The sequence below is a fragment of the Pyxidicoccus sp. M15 genome (assembly GCF_056858435.1).
This window is the reverse complement of sequence record NZ_CM166495.1, coordinates 10,065,799-10,085,909: the sequence shown is the minus strand read 5'-3', so window position 1 is coordinate 10,085,909 and position 20,111 is coordinate 10,065,799. Positions and strand designations below refer to the sequence as shown.

Below are 20,111 nucleotides of genomic sequence, written 5' to 3'. Positions count from 1 at the left end.
TTCGCGCGGGGTCCGCTCGCTTCCGGAGACATCCATGTCCCGTCTGTCCTCCCCGCTGACCCGACTTGTCGGGTTGAGCGTGCTGTGCCTGGGTGTGGCCCTGGGCTGTGGTGGTGGTGGCACCGAACCGCAGCCCAACCCGACGCCGAAGCCGCTGCCCGACGCGGCGCTCTCGCGGGTGGAGGTGAGCCGTGCCGCGCAGGTGCTCGCCGACGGCGAGGACCGCGTCACCGTCACCATCACCGTGAAGCAGAAGGACGGCGCGCCCATGGAAGGGCGCACGGTGCGCGTGGAGGTGTCCGGCGACGGCAACACCGTGACGCAGCCGGCGGCGAAGACGGACGCCGAGGGCAAGACGACGGCGTCCGTGGTGTCCACCGGCGCGGGCTCGAAGACGGTGACGGCTTCCGTGGAGGCCGAGGGCGGCGCGGTGGTGCTCGGCACGCGCCCCGTCATCGCCTTCGTCGCCCCGCGTCCCTCGCAGCTGGCCTTCTCCGCCACCGCGCTGACGGCCACGGCCGGCGCGCCCATTGGTGCGCTGGAGGTGACGCTGAAGGACGCGAAGGGCCGCACCGTGACGAGCGCCACCGACGAGGTGACGCTGTCGCTGGCCGCGGGCCCGGGCGGCGCCGCCCTGGAGGGCACGCTGAAGGCGCACGCGGTGGACGGCGTGGTGCGCTTCACGGAGGTGGTGCTGAAGAAGGCGGGCGCCGGCTACCAGTTGAAGGTGGAGGCCGCGGGCCTGGAGGGCGCCACCAGCCCCACCTTCGCCGTCGCTCCGGCCGAGGCCGCCTCGCTGGAAGTCACGGGCCTGCCGGCCGTGGCCACCGCGGGCGCCGCGCAGAGCGCGCAGGTGACGCTGCACGACGCCTTCGGCAACGTGGCCACCGGCTACGTCGGCACGCTGGCGGTGACCTCATCGGACTTCACCGCCACGCTGCCCGCCGCCCACGCCTTCACGGCGACGGACGGGGGCCGCTTCACCTTCACGGGCATCACCCTGAAGCGCGCGGGCGCCCAGCACCTCACCATCCAGGACGGGACGCTGGCGGCGCTGACGTCCAGCCATGACGTGGGCGTGGTCGCCGGTGAGGCCGCCGCGCTCGTCCTCATCCGGACGCAGGTCCGCGCCTCCGTGCGCACGGCGCTGTCCCCGGTGACGGTGTCGCTCCAGGACGCGTACGGCAACCACGCGGCCGTCGGCGCGCCCCTGGTGACGATGGGGCTGGCGGAGAACGGCACCGGGCTCGGTGGCGTCCTCGAGGCCGCCCCGGTGGACGGCGTGGCCACCTTCTCGAACCTGCGGCTGAACGAGGAGGGCAACTTCAAGCTCCTCGCCTCCGCGCAGGGGATCACGTCCACCACCAGTGACACCATCGAAGTGGTGGATGACTTCGCCCCCGCGAGGCCGTCTCTCGCCGCGGGTACGTCCACGCCGACGAGCGCCACCGTGACGTGGCTCGCCGTGGGTGACGATGGCACCGAGGGCCGTGCGACGTCGCAGGAGCTGCGCTACTCGACGAGCGCCATCACCAGCGATGCCCTGTTCGATGCGGCCACCCCGGTGGCGGGTGTCGGCGCTCCGGCCGCGGCGGGCACTACCGAGTCGGCGACCCTGGCCGACCTGTCCCCCAGCCAGACGTACCACGTGGCGCTGCGGGTGACGGACAACCGCGGCAACTCCGCGCGCTCCGACAGCTTGATGGTGGCCACGCAGGACCCGGAGGTCACGCAGCTGGCCTTCACCGTGCAACCTCCCAACAGCATCGCGGGCCAGGCGCTGGGTGAGTTCCGCGTCGCCCTGCTGGATGTGAATGGCGCCGTCGTCCGCACCGCCACCACCCCGGTGACGCTGACGCTGACGAGCGAGCCCGGCTTCGAGTCCGTGACGGTGGCCCCCGTCGACGGCGTGGCGGCCTTCACCGGCGTGGTGTTGAAGAAGGCGGACACGCACCGCTTCACGGCCACCGCCAACGCGCTGACGGTGCAGAGCGCCCCGTTCACTGTTGATGCGGCCGAGGCCATCCGCCTCACCCTCACCGGTCTCGTGAGCCCCGTCACGGCGGGCGCCGAGGGCAGCCTGGAGCTCACCGCGTATGACACGCACGGCAACGTGGCCACCGGCTACACGCGCACGGTGCACTTCACGTCGACGGACGCCCAGGCGGCACTGCCGGGCGACTACACGTTCACCTCGGGTGACCAGGGCCGCCACGTCTTCGGGAACGTGGCGCTGCGCACCTCGGGCCCCCAGAGCGTGACGGCGACGGAGCTGATGGCCAGCCCGCTCACCGCCACGCTCGCGGTGGAGGTGACCAGCGACGCGGCGGACCACTTCGTGCTGAGCGGTCTGGCCGAGGACGTGACGGCGGGCGCGTCGCACCCGCTCGCCTTCAGCGCGAGGGACCGCTTCGGCAACATCGTCACGGGCTACGCCGGCACGGTGCGCTTCACGTCGAACGACGCGCAGGCGGTGCTCCCGGAGGACTTCACCTTCGTCCCCGCGCGCGACGCCGGCCAGCACGCGTTCTCCGTCACCCTGCGCACCGCGGGCCCGCGCACCGTCACCGTGACGGAGCAGGGCGGCTCGGGGCTGAGCGTCTCGGCGAGCACGCGCGTGGCTCCGGCCGCCGCCACCCAGCTGCGGCTCGCGCTGTCCACCACCGAGCCGGCCGCGGGCGAGCCCGTGACGGCGACGGTGACGCTGTTCGACGCATTCGAGAACCAGGCCTCGGGCTACCGGGGCACGGTGGGCTTCCAGGTGCTGAATGATGAGCAGGCCACCGTGCCCGGGAACTACACGTTCACCGAGGCGGACGGTGGCCGGCACACCGTCAACGTGACGTTCGCCACCGTGGGGAACAGCGCCTTCCTGGCCCGGGACGTGGCGGATTCAATCCTCCAGACCTTCGAGCGCGTCACCGTGCGGCCCGGCGTGCTCGCGCAGCTGCGCGTGGAGCGCCTGCCGGGGTCCGTGGTCGCGGGCCAGGGCAACCTCTTCACCGTCACCGCGTACGACGGCGCCGGCAACGTGAAGACGGACTACACGGGCACGGTGGACATCACCACCACGGACCCGAACGCGGTGCTGCCGGAGCCCTCCTATACGTTCTCCCCCGCGGACCGCGGCCAGCACACGCTCCCGGTCATCTTCAGGACGGCCGGGCCGCGGACGGTGACCTTCCGGGACGCCGCGCTCAACGTGTCCGGGACGAGCGACGTCACGGTGGAGGCGGCGCAGGCGGATCGGCTCGCGGTGCTCGACGCGCCCACGACGGGCTCCGTGCGCCAGCCGCTCTCGCAGCTGCGCGTGGCCCTGAGGGACGCGTACGGCAACACCCCGCTCGTCACCATGCCGACGGTGACGGTGCAGCTGATGGGCGCGCCCATGGGAGCCCTGGGCGGCACGACGACGGTGGCGCCGGTGGACGGCGTGGCCACCTTCACCAACCTCACGGTGAGCGAGGAGGGGACGTTCCGCCTCGTCATGGACACGGAGGACCCGAGCGTTTCCGGGACGGACACGGAGGTCGTCATCACCGACGACCTGGCGCCCGCGCCCGCGCCCGCGTTCTCCGCGACGCTGGATGAGGACCGCGTGGCCCACCTGTCGTGGCAGGCCACGGGCGACGACGGCACCGACGGCCTCGCCCACCACTACGAGCTGCGCTTCAGCCCGGACCCCATCGACGAGAGCAACTTCGGCAGCGCGCCCCAGCTGTCCACCACCCCGCCGCTGCCGAACGGCTCGGCGGAGGAGGCCAGCGTCCAGCTCCCGACGCAGGAGCGGACCTGGTACTTCGGCCTGCGCGTCGTCGACAGCGCGGGCAATGCCAGCACGCTGGTGCTGGCCTCGGTCGACGTCCCCGGCCCCTGCGCCGACGTCGTCTGCCCGCCGCGCGCGCCGGAGTGCGGGCCGGACAACCTGAGCCTCGTGACGTACACGAGCGCGTGCGAGGTGCAGAACGACGCGCCCCGGTGCGTGGACACGCCCTCCCAGGCCCTCTGCACCGGCCAGGACGCCGTCTGCTTCGAGGGCGCGTGCGCCGCGGCGCCGCCGCCGGCCGCGGGCGAGCTGGCCATCAGCGAGGTGATGCACACGCCGAGCGCCGGCACCGCCGAGTACCTGGAGCTGACCAGCACCGTGGACGGGCTGCGCAACATCACCAACCTGCTCGTCACCTACGACAACGGCGCGGGCGGCGTGGAGAGCTTCGCGGTGCAGGCGCCGGGCGACCGGCCCACGATTGTCCGCGGCCACGGGACGTTCGTCGCGGCGAGCAACACGGACGAGGCCACCAACGGCGGCGTGCCGGCGCAGTACAGCTTCGCCGGCGGCACCTTCGCCATCGGCAGCTCGGGGCGCCTCACGCTGCAGCAGGGGCCCTCCGTGGTGGTGGACGACCTCGTGTACACGCCGTCGTTCCCCCAGACGACGGGCCGCTCCATGAACCTGTCCTCGGTGGTGGTGGGGACGGCGGCGCACCAGTACAGCTGGTACTGGTGTGACTCCAGCGCGGCGCTCGCGGGCGGGGACCGGGGCACCCCGGGCCAGCCCAACGAGACGTGCGCCGTGGCCATCAACCCGCCGGTGGACTACTGCGCCATCCAGTTCCCGAAGACGATTGGCACGCCCATCCAGACGAACACGCCGCAGACCATCTACAGCCAGTTCTACGACGACCAGATCTCCAACCGGAACCAGAACGGCAATGACCACTTCCCGTTCATCGTCGCCGAGCTGGGCTACGGCACGGACGCCAACGCTCCGGAAGGCTGGACGTGGGTGCCCGCGCCGTTCAACGCGTCCTACAGCACGTCCGGCGCCAACAACGACGAGACGGTGGGCACGCTGAACATCGGCACGGCCGGCAGCTACCTGTACGGCTTCCGCTACCGCTTCACGCAGGGGCCGGCGGGCGCGCAGGACTGGGTGTACTGCGACCAGAACGGCGTCGTGTCGGGCGGCACGCCGCAGTACGGCACGGTGACGGTGGCCGGGCCGCCGCCGCCGCTGACCAATCACGTGGTCATCAGCGAAATCAGCGGGGGCAACGGCACCGGCACCGCCGCGACGGACGAGTTCATCGAGCTCTACAACCCGACCAACAGCGACGTGAACATCGGCAGCTGGGTGGTGCAGTACAAGTCCGCCACCGGCAGTGTCTATGCCAGCACCATCCCCATCCCCGCCGGCAGGGTCATCAAGGCCCGTGGCTACTTCCTCCTCGCGGGCGCCAACTACACCGGCAGCCAGGCGGCGGACCTGTCGTACTCCTTCGACATGTCCGCTTCCACCACGGCGGGTGGCCACGTGCGCATCGGTCCGGGGCTCACCAACAGCACCACGGACGTGGCGGTGGACAAGGTGGGTTGGGGCACCGGCAACAGCCCGGAGGGCACGGCGGCTCCGTCCCACCCGGCCGTCGGCGGCAGCCTCGAGCGCAAGGCGCTGTCCAGCTCCACCTCGGCCACCATGGCCGTCAATGGTGCCCACGCGAGCTTCGGCAACGGCACCGACACGGACAACAACTCCCAGGACTTCGTCACCCGCGCCGTGCGTCAGCCGCAGAACTCCTCGAGTCCCATCGAAATCTACACCCCGTAGCCCACTGAACCGTTGAGTCGTCCAGGAGGCCGCACCCGGCACACGCCGGGGCGGCCTCCTGCTTTTTCCGGCACGGAAGGCTGCTGCCATGCCGGGGCGCCCGCATTACCTTTGGCGCCCACCCTTCCTGTCACCAGGTTCAGGAGAAGACAGTGCCCGCCGAGACGCTCGTCCCCGACGCCGCCCGCCTCATTACCTGCCCGCCGGCCGAGTTCCGCCGCTCCGGAGAGGAAGCCATCGCCGCGGCCCGTGCCGGCATCGCCCGCCTCAAGGACTTCAAGCCCCCCTACGCCGTGCGGGAGGTGCTGGAGGTGTACGACGAGGCGATGGCCGCGCTCGACGACGCCAGCGCGCGCGCTTCCGTCGCCCGCCACGCCCACCCGGACGGCGCCATGCGCGAGGCCGGCGAGGCGGCCGAGCAGGCGCTCGAGACGCTCAGCAACGACATCCGCATGGACCGGGGCGTCTACGACGTGCTCGCCTCGCTGGACCTGTCCGCCGAGGACGCCCCCACGCGCAAGTGGATGGAGAAGGTGCTGCGCGAGTTCCGCCGCGCTGGCGTGGACCGCGACGCCGCCACCCGCGCCCGCGTGAAGGAGCTGCAGGAGGAGCTGGTCCGCATCGGCCAGGAGTTCAGCCGCAACATCCGCCAGGACACCCGCACCGAGGCTCTGCCTCCGTCCGCCCTGGAGGGGCTGCCCGACGACTACGTGCGCGCCCACCCGCCCGGGCCGGACGGCCAGGTGCGCATCACCACGGACTACCCGGACATCGTCCCCTTCATGACGTACTCGCGGGACTCGAAGGCCCGCGAGACGATGTGGCGCCTGTTCCGCCTGCGCGGCCATCCCGCCAACGTGGACGTGCTCCAGCGCATGGTGGCCCGCCGCCACGAGCTGGCCTCGCTGCTGGGCTACCGCAACTGGGCGGCCTACTCCACCGAGGACAAGATGATTCGCGACGAGCAGGCCGCCGCGGACTTCATCGAGAAGATTTCCGCCGCCTCCGCCGCGCGCATGAAGCGCGACTACGACATGCTGCTCGCGCGCAAGCGCCGCGACGTGCCCGACGCCCCTCGCGTGGACCCGTGGGACCAGGCGTTCCTGGAGGACCGCGTCCGCGCCGAGCAGTACGCGTTCGACTCGCAGGCGGTGCGCCCCTATTACGAGTACACGCGCGTGAAGCAGGGCGTGCTCAACCTCACGGCGCGCCTGTTCGGCGTCACCTACCGCCACGTGCCGGGCGCGCCGGTGTGGCACCCGGACGTGGAGGCCTACGACGTCTACGAGGGCGCCACGCTGCGCGGGCGCTTCTACCTGGACATGCACCCGCGCGAGGACAAGTACAAGCACGCGGCCCAGTTCACGCTCACCAGCGGCAAGACGGGGCTCCGGCTGCCGGAGGGCGTGCTCCTGTGCAACTTCCCCCGGCCCGGCGCGGAAGCGGCGCTGCTCCAGCACAGCGACGTGGAGACCTTCTTCCACGAGTTCGGCCACCTCCTGCACCACATCTTCGGCGGCCACACGCGCTGGGCGGGCGTGTCCGGCGTGCGCACGGAGTGGGACTTCGTGGAGGCCCCCTCGCAGATGCTGGAGGAGTGGGCGCGCGACACCGCGTGCCTGCAGACGTTCGCCCGGCACTACCAGACGGGCGAGCCGATTCCCGCGGACATCGTCGCGCGCATGCGCCGCGCGGAGGAGTTCGGCAAGGGGCTGTGGGTGCGCCAGCAGATGTTCTACGCCGCGCTCAGCCTGGAGCTGTACCGGCGCGAGCCCGGGAGCGTGGACGCCACCTCGCTCGTCCGTGAGCTGCAGGGGAAGTACACGCCCTTCCCGTATGTGGAGGGCACGTACTTCCACCTCTCCTTCGGGCACCTCGACGGGTACTCGTCCAACTACTACACGTACATGTGGTCGATGGTCATCGCGAAGGACCTCTTCACGGTGTTCCAGCAGAAGGGGATGCTGGACCCCGCGCCCGCGCAGGCGTACCGCCGCGAGGTGCTGGAGCCGGGGGGCTCGGACGACGCCGCGCGGCTGGTGCACGGCTTCCTCGGGCGCGACTACGACTTCCGCGCATACGAGGCGTGGCTCAACAAGGCGGCCTGAGCGGGGGCGGGCGCCGCACGCGCATGGGGCGGCCGCTGTCCGCCTGTCGTGCGCGGCTCCGCGTCAGTTGCGTCCCCACACCCGGGGGCGCTCGAAGCGGAAGAAGCCTCCCCCCTCCTCCTGGGCGATGATGTCCGCCTCGGTTCCGAAGTAGCGCGTGCGCGCCTCCTGGAGGCGCGTCTCCAGCGCCTCGCCGGACAGCTCCTTCGCCAGCGCCGCGCGCTCCTCCATGTACCGGGCGCCCGCGTCCCAGCGCGTGTCGCGGGACTGGTCCAGCGCGTCCCAGCGCTGCAGCGCCTCCTCGTCCAGCCCCATCTCCTTGCGGATGGCGCGCAGGTTCTGCGAGCGCTCCGCGGGGGCCATCTGCGTCAGGTCCCGCTGGATGGAGGACAGGTCCAGGAAGCGGTTCATCAGCTCCTGCTGGTGCCGTGCGAGGTACGCGTCGGCCGCCACGCCGTGGGTCTCCTTGAGCGCCTGCTTGTACGAGGACAGCTTCTGCGTGACGGTGGCGCCCTCCAGCGCGTCGAGCGAGCGCAGTGTGTCCGCGAGGGCCTGGTTCTTCAGCTCGGCGGCCCACAGGCGCTCCGCGACGTCCTTGCCGAAGAGCCGGTTGCGCGCGTCCCAGACGGCGGCACGGCGCTCCTTCTCGCCGAGCCCGCGCAGGTACGCGTCATTGTCCTTCACCCACTTCTCGTAGTCCTCGCGGTTGCGGAGCAGGGCGGCCAGCTCGTCGTACCGCTCGGGGAAGGCCTTCTTCAGGAAGGCCAGCAGCTCCTCGCGCCAGCCGTCGGGGTTGCGCTTCTGGAAGAAGCGCATCAGGTCTTCCAGCATGCGCAGCTGCACGGACGGCTCGTCCAGCCGCGCGCCGTAGCGCTCGCGCATGGTGGTGACGAGCGCCTCCAGCTCCGCGTCGCCGGCCTCCTGTGGGGACGCGGCGGGCGCGGCCCCGGAGGCGCCGCTGGCGGTGGTGGCCAGCGGCGAGGGGGAGGGGAGGGCCGCCCGCGGGCGGAGGTCCGGAGAGGCGGGACGCTCCGGCGCCGGTCCCACGGCCGCCTTGCCCGGCGCGAGCAGCCCCACGCCAGCAAGCAGTCCGAGCACCGCCACCGCACCGCCCAGCATCACCTTCGTCCGCGTGCGCATCCCGTCCCTCGTGTGTGGCTAGTCGTTCTTCGCGACGTAGTTGAAGATGGCCGCGTAGAACTCCATCTCGTCGAACGTGTCCGGCCCCAGGCCGATGACGTCCAGGTGGTCCTGGTTGATGAGCGACGACGAGGACGTCATCTGGAGCGAGCTGGGCGCGTTGATGTTGGAGACGTAGCCCAGCGCGGAGTCGATGCTGAGCGAGTTGAGCACGAACAGTTGGTCGTTGTAGCGCAGCCGGTAGCCCATCTGCTGCGAGTTGATGCCCACCAGGCCGTCGTCGTCATCCTCCGACTTCCAGCCGTCGCCCCTGCCCGCCGCGCCGTCATTCTCACAGTCGTCGACGCAGTAGCCGTCCCCGTCGATGTCGAAGAAGAAACCGCGCAGCAGGTACAGCGCGGGATTCACGTTGATGCCGGACTGGGCCGTCATGATGGACGCGTAGTGGGACGCGTACGACGCGCTGACCGGGTAGTTCTGGTTGAAGAGCTTCGCGCCCGTCGCCTTGCCGTCGTTGGCGTCATAGTCGTTGTAGACGAGCGCCTTGGTGGCCGCGTAGCCGTCATTGCCCGGCCCGTAGACGACGTCGCCGTAGATGCGGAACAGCGCGTCGATGACGCTGGTGACGCCGGGGCCCAGGTCGAGGATGAACTTGGCCACCGGCGAGCCCCGGTGCGGCGAGGAGATGCTCAGGAGCACCTTCACCACCGCGTAGCCCTTGCGCTCGCGCAGCACACGCGCGGCCTTGCGCGCGTCGATGCCGCCCTGCGAGTGGCCCACGAGGCTGACGTGCCGGACGCCCTTCGTGGCCATGTAGCTCTCGATGTCGTTGGCCAGGTCCAGGCCGCGGACATCCGAACTCTGGAGCGGCTGCACAGCGGCGACGAAGGACTGCTGCCCGCTGTCGATGTCGCCGTTGCAGCTCACCTCGAGGAACTCGTTGCACGGGTCTCCGACGAAGGTGCCGTAGTCGTCGCCCCAGTAATCATAGCCGAGGATGTCGTCGAAGCCGCCCAGGCCATGGGCGAAGACGACGGGGTAGGTGGTTCGCTCGGCCGCGGCCGAAGCCGGGAGGGACAACCCAAGGAGGGCCAGGACGGCCAGGAACAACGGGCGCTGCTGCTTCATACGGACTCCTGCAAGGGGGGACGAAGCACTGCGCACTGCGGACGGAACAATCCCAGGCGTGTCCCGGCCTTCCAGAACAGGAAGGCGAACCCGGAACACCGGGAGTGTTAGTGCCCGCGATTGATTCGCCAGTCAATATGGCGCGGCGTGTTGGGTCATGGCGCTGTGCGTCGAGAAACGGAGGGCTCGCACTAGAGGGTGATTGTGCACTGCGTTGTCGGCCGGGGCTCGGGGAGGAGGAGGGGCCGGTCTCTACTGCCAGCGGTGCCCTCGCCGTCCACGGCGGCATTGTCTGCGGAGAGCGCGCTCCGCCCCGGCCGCGAAGGCGTGAGCAGCGGGGGACATCTGGGACCGGCGCAAGCGTGAGTCGCATGCGACCGGACCGCGTCGTAGCGTGATACGGGGCCTGCCGGGTGAGCGATGAACTGGAGAAGTTGGTTTAAGCGAAAGCCATCGAAACCGCCTGCGAAGGAGGATGTGGGCGGTCCGCCGCGCGTGCCACGAGACACGCATGCACCGCTGCGAGAGCTGTTGTTCGCGGACGAGTCGCTGGAGGGCGTGGCGCGCTTCGTCCTCCAACAGGAGGCGCTGGGGGCGGACGTCGGCTCGCTGTGGAGGCGCCTGGCGAACGTGGCCGCATGGGTGGCGCAGGGGCAGCGTGAGCGCGCCATCGAGGAACTGAGCCGCCTGTTGGACGATGAGGGACACGACGCTCGCTCCTGCTTCCAGTTCTGGAACTACCTGCGTCAGCTGGGGCAGCCGCCCGCGCCGGAGGTCGCCGTGCGCGTCCTGGGGCTCGTCGTCGAGCACGCGCGTCGGGGCTCCCCGGAGATACTGTCCGCCTATTGGGATGGCAGCGCGCGGTTGCTGGACATGAGGGGAGACTTCAGCGGCTTCACCCAGCCTTCACCCGTCATGGTGGACCTCGTGCGGCAGTGCCTGGGCGTGTGCCGGCCGCTGGTGGAGGCCACGCGCCCCACGAGCGGCTCGAGGCCCGCTCCACCCGAAGGCGCGCGGTGCCGCATCACCGTGCTCACGCCCGCGGGGCTTCGCGCCCGCGAGGGCGAATGGGATGCGCTGTGGGCTGACGAGGTCTGCGGCCCGGTGCTGGAGATGGCGGAAGCGCTGGGCCAGCGGCTGATGGAGGAAGCCGCGGCGAAGGGCCTGTGGAGGAGTGACGTGGCGCCCTGGCCGGGACGCGGTGGCACCAGCGGAGAGGGCGGTCCCCTGGTTCATTGAGACATCTTCCGCCACCGAAGAGCAGGGTCTGAAGGAAGGGCGGCGGGAGCGTGAGAACGCGGTCGCCGAGGACTCCCACGTGTCAGGTGCCTCTGGTAGCGTCCAACGCTGGAGGTTGACCCTGGATGTCCCTACCTTCTTCGGTGGTGGTGGTGTGGGCGGTGCTCGTGGGTGCGGCGGCGCACGGGCAGGAGTTCGCGGGCGGGCGTCGGAAGATGGAGCAGGTCATCATCCTGAAAGGGGATGAGAAGCAGACCGCGCATGTGCTCAGGCTGGCGCCGGGCATGGCGACCCTGGTCCTCTTCGAGCCACCATTGCTCCGCGGTTCCGTGGACACCCGGGCGCTCCAGACATTCGAGCGCGCCGAGGTGACGGAGCGCTCTCTGGTGCTCAGGCCGGCGGAGGAACTGGACCCCGACGCGCCACTGAAGCTCACGGTCCGCTTCGCGGACGGCGAGTCGCCTCAACAGATGGAGTTCACGCTGACGTCCGAGCCGGGCGTGGTGGACACCCAGGTGGAGGTGCGGCGCGGCTCCGAGTCGAAAGCGCGGTTGGCCGCCGAGCTGGTGAAGCTGCGCGGGCTCTGCGCCGCCACGGAGGCGGGGCTGGCGCCCCTGCGGGCACGCTGCGCCCGGGCGGGGCTGGCCGGCCTCTTCGTCTCCGGGGAGATGGACCCCGAGGACGGCGTGAAGGCCTATCGTCCCAGAGCGCTGCCTTTGGAGTTGGGTGTCACGCAGCGGAAGGTCACCGTCTTCCATACGCGTGGCACGGTCATGGTGGGCGCGCGGCTGGAGAACCCAGCCGGTGAGGCTCCGTGGATAGCGGGTCCGGCGCGGCTGGTGCGGCTGGACGCGCGGGGCCAGCCGCTGCAGGAAGCGCGGTCGCTCCCCGTCATCATGGATTCGGAGCGGCTGGCGCCCGGAGGGGCCGCCTGGGTGGCGGTGCAGTGGGAGGAGCCGCTTGACGCTCCCTCCGCCGCGGTACAACTGGAGGTGGCAGACGCAAGCGGCCGTGGCCTCCGGTGGGAGCGGCTCGAACTGCAGCCGCCCGTGGCGGACGCTCCCCATGCCCCTCGTGGTGAGAGGGCGGACCCATGAATGGCGTCAGCCGCGGCGAGGGGGCGCGCGAGCCCGCCTGGGTGCTGTCACCCCTGGCGCTGCCAGAAGGTACGCAGGTCGGGCGCTGGCGGGTGGTGCGGAAGGTGGGGCAGGGCGGCTTCGGGACCGTGTACGCGGTGCGCGAGGCGGACGTGAGTACCGGGACCTTGTATGCGCTGAAGCTGGCGCAGATGCCGGAGGACGTGGGCTTCGGACGGGAAGCAGAGGCGCTGCAGCGGGTCTGTCACCCGGGGGTGGTTCGGTTGGTGGAGGTGGGACGGTGGGAGGCGCGGGGGGCGGACTATCCATACCTGGTGCTGGAGTACGTTCATGGCGAGGGCCTGTACCGCTGGGCCTCGCTGCGCAATCCCACCGCGCGTCAGGTAGCAGGGCTGTTGCTCCAGGTTGCCGAGGCGTTGGAGGCCGCGCACGCAGAGGGGGTGCTGCACCGCGACTTCAAGGGGGGCAATGTGGTGGTGCGCCCGGACGGGCACGTGGTGGTGCTGGACTGGGGCGCGGGCATGCACCCGGAGGCCACCGCCCTGACCTGTACCGCGCGCATGCCTCCGGGCACGCCGCCGTACTACAGCCCCCAGGTGCTGAGCTGGCGCACGCGCGCGTTGCGCGGAGGGGGCGGGCGCTACCCGTACACGGAGGCGGACGAGGCCTACGCGGTGGGCGTCACCTTCTACCGGTTGCTGACCGACGAGTACCCACCACTGGAGCTGGTCGGGCTGGAAGCCGCCGACGGACTGGCGGCGCTGGCGCCTCGCCCGCTGGTTCACCTCAACCCGCGCGTGCCCGAAGTGCTGGCGTCCCTCGTCATGTGGCTGCTGGCGCCCCGGCCCGAGGTTCGCCTGGGGCGCATGGCCACGCTTGCCGCGGAGGTGCGCCGGGTGCTGGAGGGGGCGGACGAGGCGTGGGACGCGCGCCTTTTCGAGTGGTACGCCGGTCCTGGTCGCCACTCCCGCACCACCGCCGGGGGTGGCGAATGGGGGCCGCTGGCGCCCGGCCATGAGGCCGCCCTGCTCAGGGACAGGATGCACCGGCCCGACATGCTGGCGGACAAGGCCGCCGAGCGCTGGTTGCGGCGGCGCCATCCCCAGGTGCTGGCTGCGCCGGAAGCCGAGGAAGTGGAACGTGGGGCTGGCGAAAAGCGCCCTTTCGAGCCGCCGGGTCCGCTGGTGGAGCCTGAAGCGCGACCGCCGGAGGCGACTCCGCTCGAGATGTCCCGCCTGGCGCATGGGATGTCGCCAACACCTGTGCCTGGCGAACGGGAGGCATCATCCAGCGCGGCCCGATTGGCGGAGCCGGTGGCGGTGCCGAGGTCCCTCTCCGCCCGGTGGGGGACCAGGGCACTTCGTGGGGGGTGGGTCATGATGGTGCTGACGGTGGTGGGGCTGGCGGGCGCGCTGGTGCTGGAGCGCTCCGGGGCTCCGTCCGCCTCCAGCGCAGAGGATGCGGCTGGCCTCAAAGTGGCGCCCCTTGCCGGGCCCCCGCATTCTGTCGACGCGAAGGCGGCCCGCGCTTCTTCATCGCCATCTCCATCCCAGGAGCAACCCATGCCCACTCCTTCCGCCCCTCCAGCCCGTGCGAAGGGCCTTGTCTCTACCCTCAAGCGTGGCGCGGTGGCCTGCGGCGCCGCGGCCACCCTGGCCTGCTCCGGCCCCCAGGTTCGCCCTTCGCCCGGCACCCCCTGCCCCGATGGGTCGCTCGAGGCCATGCGGAAACTCCGCCTGAACCAGGGACGGCAAGTCAGCATCTACGTGCGCGAGGACAAGCCAGGCAGCGCAGGTTCCCCGCTGTTCGTGCGCGACGGCGACATCGTCAGCCGGGTGTTCGAAAGCACCTTTCTTCCAGACGACACCCTCATCGAGGGGCGCTTGTGGACGCGGGGAGAAACCATCATCGGACGCTACACTGCGCTGGAGCTGCCCAACGGCCGGCGCTATCCCGTCTGCCTGGTGCTGTGCGACGAGCGGGGCTGTCTCAAGCATCCCGAGTCCACGCCGGACGCCCCCGCTCTCGGACATGCCATGTTCTTCAAGGTGGTGGATGTCTTCCCCTGAGCGGACCACGGCTGCCGCTGTAAAGCCTCTTGCCAAAACGCGCGCATTGGCGAGAGGAGGCGAAAGTGGATGCATGGGACGCTCCAGGTCGTTCCGTTTCCACCTCCCCCCTGGGTAGTCTCCATGGCACCCGGACGCGGATGAATGCCGCGCGGGTGACAAGGAGCCCGCACGTCATGGCTGGAACGAAGGACCCTGGAGCCGGGGGCGACGTCCTCTTCCGCGAGGGCAACATCACCTGGCGGAGAGTGAAGGACCTGGGGGAGGACGCGCATGGCGTGAGCCTGCTGCTGGCGCGGCGCTCCCGGGGCTCAACGCATGAGCCGCGCCTGCTCAAGTGTCTGGCCCTCCCGGAGGACGGCGCGTTTTCCCCAGAGGTGGTGCGGGCGCGGCGACGCCTGGAGGAGTCGGTCCGGCTGGCTGCCTACCTGCGGCACCCGGCCCTTGCCCGGGTGTACGGCCTGCACACCCCTCCCGGCGCGCTGTTCGTGGAGCTGGAGCACGTGCCCGGCCTGTCGCTGGACGACCTGGTGACGGTGACGCTGGCCCGGGGACGCGCGCTCCCGGAGCCCTTCCTGGTGCACGTGGGCCTCCAGGTGGCCGAGGCGCTCGCTTACGCCCATGCGTGCGTGGATGAGCGGGGCGTGCCGCTGGGCATCATCCACCGGGACCTCCACCCGGGTCGCGTGCGCGTGCGCGCGGACGGCGCGGTGAAGCTGACGGACTTCGGCCTCGCCTGGTCCCGGCTGCCGGAGCGGAAAGCCACCACCGCTCCCCAGTCTCGCGGCGCGCTCTTCTTCGCCGCGCCCGAGGCCCTCTTCCTGGAGGACATGGATGCGCGCGCGGACCTCTTCTCATTGGGGGCGGTGCTGCTGGAGCTGGCCACGGGCCGCAACCTCTACAACCGTCCCGACGTGCTGGAGGCCCGGCTGCGGAAGCGGCTGAAGCGGCGGGAGCGGGCGCGCATCACCCGGGCACTGACGGCGGCCACGTCCGCGGGGCTGTCGCTGGAGGGCTCCACGCACGTGGCCCTCCAAGCAGCCACCTTCCAGCCTGAGGACGTCGAGCGTCTGGCCCGGGAGCTGTCGCCTCCGCTGCGAGGCCTCCTCCACGCGCTGCTGCGCGCCGACCCCGGGGAGCGCCTCCCTACCGCGGACGCGCTGGTGGCCGACCTGCGCGCGCTGCAGGTGAAGCAGGGCCCCTACTCGAACGCGGAGGCGGCGGAGGACATACGGCGGGCCCTGTCGGGCGCGGGACGGAGGCTCGTCGACTCCGAGCTGCGGGGCGACCTTCGCGACGCTTTCGCCCCGGATGAGGTCAGCACCGGACCTTGAGCCCTCGCGCGGCGGCCGGCGTCACCGCCGGCCCGCGCTTCACAACTACAGCTCCACGGGCGTCTTCTGGATGTGCCAGATCTCCTCGGCGTACTGCTTGATGGTGCGGTCCGAGGAGAAGATGCCGCCGCGGGCGACGTTGATGATGCACTTCTTCGACCAGCCCTCGACGTCCTGGTAGGCGCGGACCACGTCCTCCTGCTTCGCCATGTACGACGGGAAGTCGGCGAGCACGAGGTAGCGGTCCTCGTCGAGGAGGCTGTCCACCAGCGGCTTGAAGAGATGCTTGTCCTCGGGCGAGAAAAAGCCCGTGGAGATGAGGTCCAGCGCCTCGCGCAGCTCCAGGTGCTGGTTGTACACGTCACGGGGGCGGTAGCCCTCGCGCTTGCGGGCGATGACCTCGTCCGCCGTGAGGCCGAAGAGGAAGAAGTTCTCGTCGCCCACCGCGTCGCGAATCTCCACGTTGGCGCCGTCCAGCGTGCCCAGCGTCAGCGCGCCGTTGAGCATCAGCTTCATGTTGCCCGTGCCGGATGCCTCCATGCCCGCGGTGGAAATCTGCTCGGACACGTCCGCCGCCGGGATGATGCGCTCGGCCAGGCTCACCCGGTAGTTGGGCGCGAAGACGACCTGGAGCCCCGTGGTGCCCGCGTCGCTGTTGACCACCTCGGCGATGCCGTTGATGAGGCGGATGGTCAGCTTCGCCAGGTGGTAGCCCGGCGCCGCCTTGGCGCCGAAGATGAACGCCCGCGGGTGGATGATGGAGGACGGGTCTCTCCGGGCCTTCATCCACAGCGCCACGATGTGGATGGCATTGAGCAGCTGCCGCTTGTACTCGTGCAGGCGCTTGATCTGCACGTCGAAGATGGCGTCCGGGTTGAGCTGCACCCAGCGCAAGTCCCGGATGTGCTGGGACAGGTCTTCCTTGTTGGCGCGCTTCACGTCGCGGAAGGCCTTGCGGAACGCCGGGTCCTCCGCGTGCGGCTCCAGCTTACGCAGCTGGTCCAGGTCCGTGGCCCAGCCCTCGCCGATGCGCGAGGTGATCAGCTTGGACAGGCGCGGGTTGCACCAGGCCAGCCAGCGGCGCGGGGTGACGCCGTTGGTCTTGTTGTTGAAGCGCTCCGGGTACATGGCGGCGAAGTCCGTCAGCACGTCCCGGCGCAACAGGTCCGTGTGCAGCGCGGCCACGCCGTTGACGCTGTGGCTGCCCACCACCGCGAGGTGGGCCATGCGGATCTTCTTCTCCGGGCCCTCCTCCACCAGGCTCATCCGCCGCATCTTCTCCTGGTCATACGGGTAGCGGATCTGCACCTGGCGCAGGAAGCGCTGGTTGATTTCGTAGATGATTTCCAGGTGGCGCGGCAGCAGCCGCTCGAAGAGCGTGGCCGGCCACTTCTCCATCGCCTCGGCCAGCAGCGTGTGGTTGGTGTAGCCGAACACCGCCTGCGTGATTCCCCACGCCTCGTCCCAGAGCAGCCGCTTCTCGTCCACCAGCACGCGCATCAGCTCCGCCACGCCGATGGCCGGGTGCGTGTCATTGAGCTGGATGGCCGCCTTGTTGGGGAAGTCCCTGAAGTCCGTGTGGTTCTTCAGGTAGCGCCGGACGATGTCCGCGATGGAGCAGGCGACGAAGAAGTACTGCTGCTTGAGGCGCAGCTCCTTGCCGGCCTGGAAGGCGTCGTTGGGGTAGAGGACCTTGGAGATGACCTCCGAGTCGTTCTTCTCCACCACCGAGCGCTCGTAGTCGCCGGCGTTGAACAGGAGCAGGTCGAACTCTTCCGAGGCGCGCGCCTGCCACAGCCGCAGCGTGTTGACGGTGTTGTTGTGGTAGCCGGCGATGGGCGTGTCGTACGGGACGCCCACCACCGTCTTGCCACCCACCCAGCGGGCCACGGGGCGGCCGTCCGGGCCCTGGTGGTGCTCCACGCGCCCGAAGAAGCGCACCGGCACCGCCTTCTCCGGCCGGACGATTTCCCACGGGTTGCCGAACTTGAGCCACTCGTCGGCGCGCTCCACCTGGTAGCCGTCGACGATGTCCTGCGTGAAGATGCCGAACTCGTAGCGGATGCCATACCCCATGCCGGGGTAGGCGAGCGTGGCCAGCGAGTCCAGGAAGCACGCGGCGAGGCGCCCCAGGCCGCCGTTGCCCAGGCCGGCGTCGGGCTCCATCTCCAGCAGGTTGGTGAGGTCCACCCCTACCTCGCGCATGCACTCGGAGGCGGCGTCGTGCATGCCCAGGCTCAGCAGGTTGTTGCCCAGCGCTCGACCCAGCAGGTACTCCGCGGACAGGTAGTACGCCCGCTTCACGTCCTGCTCGTAGTAGGTGCGCGCCGTCTTCACCCACCGGTCCGCGAGCCTGTCGCGCACCGCGAGCGACAGCGCCATGAAGCGGTCATGCGGGGTGGAGGTCTCGTAGTTCTTGCCACGCGAGTAGCGGACGTGGTCCAGGAAGGAGCGGCGCATGCTGGCCGCGTCGTTGCCGGTGCGGCCGCTGTCATCGTTCGTTCCCGCCTGCGCGGCGCGGGGGGGCGTGACAGGGGTCTGCGTCCTCATGGATTCAGCCATCGGGTAGGGAGTCCTCCGGAAGACCTTCATTTACCGCGATTGGAGCCATGGGCTCCACTGCTGTGTCGCGAGTCTGGTACAAGACGCCTGCAAGGTCAGCGGGCCTGCACTCCTCAGCCTGGAGCCCCTCCTCGATGCCCAGCGACAAGAGCGAACTTGCCCAACGGATCGCGCTGACGCGCCCCGACGACACCGTGAGGGGTTTCATCTTCAACTCCATCCTCACCCTCGTGTCCCAGCGGGCGGGCAGCGAGGCCGTGGCCCGGCTGGCGGACCCGGTGAAGATGAAGAGGCCCATCGACTTCTTCTCCTACCCGGCGGCGGACTTCCTCCAGCTGCTCTACGCCGCGGTGGACGTGCTGGAGCCGCACTACGGTTCGGTGGATGACGCCTTTCGTGCCTGCGGGGCGGCCACCGTCAGCGGCTTCTTCGAGTCGCACGTGGGCAACACGCTGGCCAAGCTGGTGGGCCGGGGAGACCCGAAGCGCGCCTTCGCCAGCACGCCCACCGTGTACCGGACGCTGGTCAGCTACGGCTCCCACGACTGCGAGCCCATGGAGGGCCGGCGGGTGAAGATTGTCTTTCGCGGGGACATGCAGCCCATGCTGTTCCACGAGGGCAGCCTGAGGGCCGCGCTGCTGGCGGTGGGCGGGGGCGTGCAGAGCACGGTGGAGGGCACCGCCTGCGCGCTGGACCACTCGGAGTTCCTGGTGCGGTGGTAGTCGTTTCGGCGGGCTGCCGGCCGCTTCAGCCCCGCCGCCCGGCCCAGAAGAGGTTGGTGTCCGAGGCGTCGCTCGTCAGCTCAAGCGTGGACAGGCGCCGCTCCGGGCGGCCCTCGCACAGCGCCTGGAACTCCTGCCGCTCGCGGTGCAGCACGCGCCAGTCCCCCACGTACTCCATGAAGGCCCGCCACGGGTTGGGGGCATGGAGGTTGGTCAGCAGCACGCGTCCGCCCGGCGCCACCAGGGGCGCGAGCAGGTCCAGGAAGCGCTCGGCGACGGGGGCCTTGAGGTAGTCCAGCAGCCCGGCCACCACGAGCACGTCGTGCCCCTCGGGGTGGCGCAGCTGCTCCACGACTTCCTTCTGCTTCAGCAGCTGGTAGGTGGACAGCTGCACGTAGTCGACGGTGGGCGGGGGCGGCGCCGAGCGGCGGGTGAGCACCTGGAACTGGCGGCGGCAGTGCTCCAGGGGCGCCGGGTCGAAGTCGCAGAGCGTGAAGTGGCCCGAGGCCCCGGCGGTGGCGTACTCGCGCAGCGTGTGCTCCGGCCCACAGGCGAAGGACAGCACGCGCAGCGGGCGGCCCACCTCCTGCTCATGCTGGCGCAGGTGCCCGAGCACCCACGGCGGGCGGGCGCGGTGCGCGCGGGCGGGGCCGCACTGGAGCGCGTAGTGCGACAGCAGGCGGGCGAAGGTGGAGACGCCCTCGTCCTGCTCGTTGAAGATCATCTCCACCATCAGGTAGTCCCCGGGATAGCCCAGGGGCTTGTCCGCGGAGCGGCGGATGAAGGGGCACTGGAGGAAGAAGGGCTGCACGCGCGCGCGGTGGTGCTCCAGCGCGGCCTCCCGCTCCTCGTCGGACATGTGGGCGTCCAGCGCCGTCAGGCGCGCGTAGGCCGCGTCCAGGCGGGAGGTGAGCACCGGGAGGATGCGCCGCAGGGCCTCCGCCTGCTCATGCTGGAGGGCGCGGCGCTGCTCCGGATCCCTGGGAAAGCGCGACAGCCGGTCCGGCAGGCCGTGCGACAGCTCCTCGTCCAGGCCGAGCAGCTCGGTGTGGAGCTGCTCCGACAGCGCGATGAAGTCGGCGACGGAGGACATACGCCTCCTAC

Annotated in this window: 11 protein-coding genes; 7 read left to right on the top strand and 4 right to left on the bottom strand. The window is 70.6% G+C overall.

The genetic code is table 11. From position 1 onward, the window contains the following. Positions 1-34: 34 nt before the first annotated feature. On the top strand, positions 35-5,608 hold the full coding sequence (locus ACX9TP_RS37375) for a lamin tail domain-containing protein (protein WP_482975437.1): 5,574 nt from the start codon (positions 35-37) through the stop codon (positions 5,606-5,608). Between the two features lie 152 nt (positions 5,609-5,760). Further along, complete coding sequence (locus ACX9TP_RS37370; RefSeq protein ID WP_482975436.1) at positions 5,761-7,716, top strand: M3 family metallopeptidase; 1,956 nt, start codon at positions 5,761-5,763, stop codon at positions 7,714-7,716. Positions 7,717-7,779: 63 nt separating this feature from the next. On the opposite strand, the gene ACX9TP_RS37365 is transcribed toward ACX9TP_RS37370, so the two are convergent. Together ACX9TP_RS37365 and ACX9TP_RS37360 are read right to left on the bottom strand one after the other, a co-directional pair. Beyond that, positions 7,780-8,856, bottom strand: a complete 1,077-nt coding sequence (locus tag ACX9TP_RS37365) for a hypothetical protein (RefSeq protein WP_482975435.1) — start codon at positions 8,854-8,856, stop codon at positions 7,780-7,782. 18 nt (positions 8,857-8,874) lie between these two features. Next, the gene (locus tag ACX9TP_RS37360) at positions 8,875-9,984 is read right to left on the bottom strand and encodes an esterase/lipase family protein (RefSeq protein ID WP_482975434.1); all 1,110 of its coding nucleotides are present in this window, start codon (positions 9,982-9,984) and stop codon (positions 8,875-8,877) included. 495 nt (positions 9,985-10,479) lie between these two features. Here ACX9TP_RS37360 and ACX9TP_RS37355 point away from each other — a divergent pair, with 495 nt between their 5' ends. From ACX9TP_RS37355 to ACX9TP_RS37340, 4 genes are all read left to right on the top strand, one after another. Continuing rightward, a complete protein-coding gene (locus ACX9TP_RS37355; RefSeq protein WP_482975433.1) occupies positions 10,480-11,223 on the top strand; it encodes a hypothetical protein in 744 nt (247 codons plus the stop codon). Positions 11,224-11,348: 125 nt separating this feature from the next. Further along, entirely contained in the window at positions 11,349-12,320 is a 972-nt protein-coding gene (locus ACX9TP_RS37350; protein ID WP_482975432.1) for a DUF2381 family protein, read from the top strand. Further along, complete coding sequence (locus ACX9TP_RS37345) at positions 12,317-14,389, top strand: serine/threonine protein kinase (RefSeq protein WP_482975431.1); 2,073 nt, start codon at positions 12,317-12,319, stop codon at positions 14,387-14,389. Before ACX9TP_RS37350 ends, ACX9TP_RS37345 begins: the two co-directional genes overlap by 4 nt. A 176-nt stretch (positions 14,390-14,565) precedes the next feature. Next, on the top strand, positions 14,566-15,723 hold the full coding sequence (locus ACX9TP_RS37340; RefSeq protein ID WP_482975430.1) for a serine/threonine-protein kinase: 1,158 nt from the start codon (positions 14,566-14,568) through the stop codon (positions 15,721-15,723). 45 nt (positions 15,724-15,768) lie between these two features. On the opposite strand, the gene ACX9TP_RS37335 is transcribed toward ACX9TP_RS37340, so the two are convergent. Beyond that, positions 15,769-18,273: a glycogen/starch/alpha-glucan phosphorylase gene (locus ACX9TP_RS37335; RefSeq protein WP_482975429.1), complete on the bottom strand. Its 2,505-nt coding sequence runs from the start codon at positions 18,271-18,273 to the stop codon at positions 15,769-15,771. A 146-nt stretch (positions 18,274-18,419) separates the two neighbouring features. On the opposite strand from ACX9TP_RS37335, the gene ACX9TP_RS37330 reads away from it, so the two are divergent. Next, entirely contained in the window at positions 18,420-19,007 is a 588-nt protein-coding gene (locus tag ACX9TP_RS37330) for a DUF2378 family protein (protein WP_482975428.1), read from the top strand. A 25-nt stretch (positions 19,008-19,032) separates the two neighbouring features. Here the strand turns inward: ACX9TP_RS37330 and ACX9TP_RS37325 are convergent, their stop codons facing one another. After that, a complete protein-coding gene (locus tag ACX9TP_RS37325; protein ID WP_482975427.1) occupies positions 19,033-20,100 on the bottom strand; it encodes a class I SAM-dependent methyltransferase in 1,068 nt (355 codons plus the stop codon). Positions 20,101-20,111: the final 11 nt, after the last annotated feature.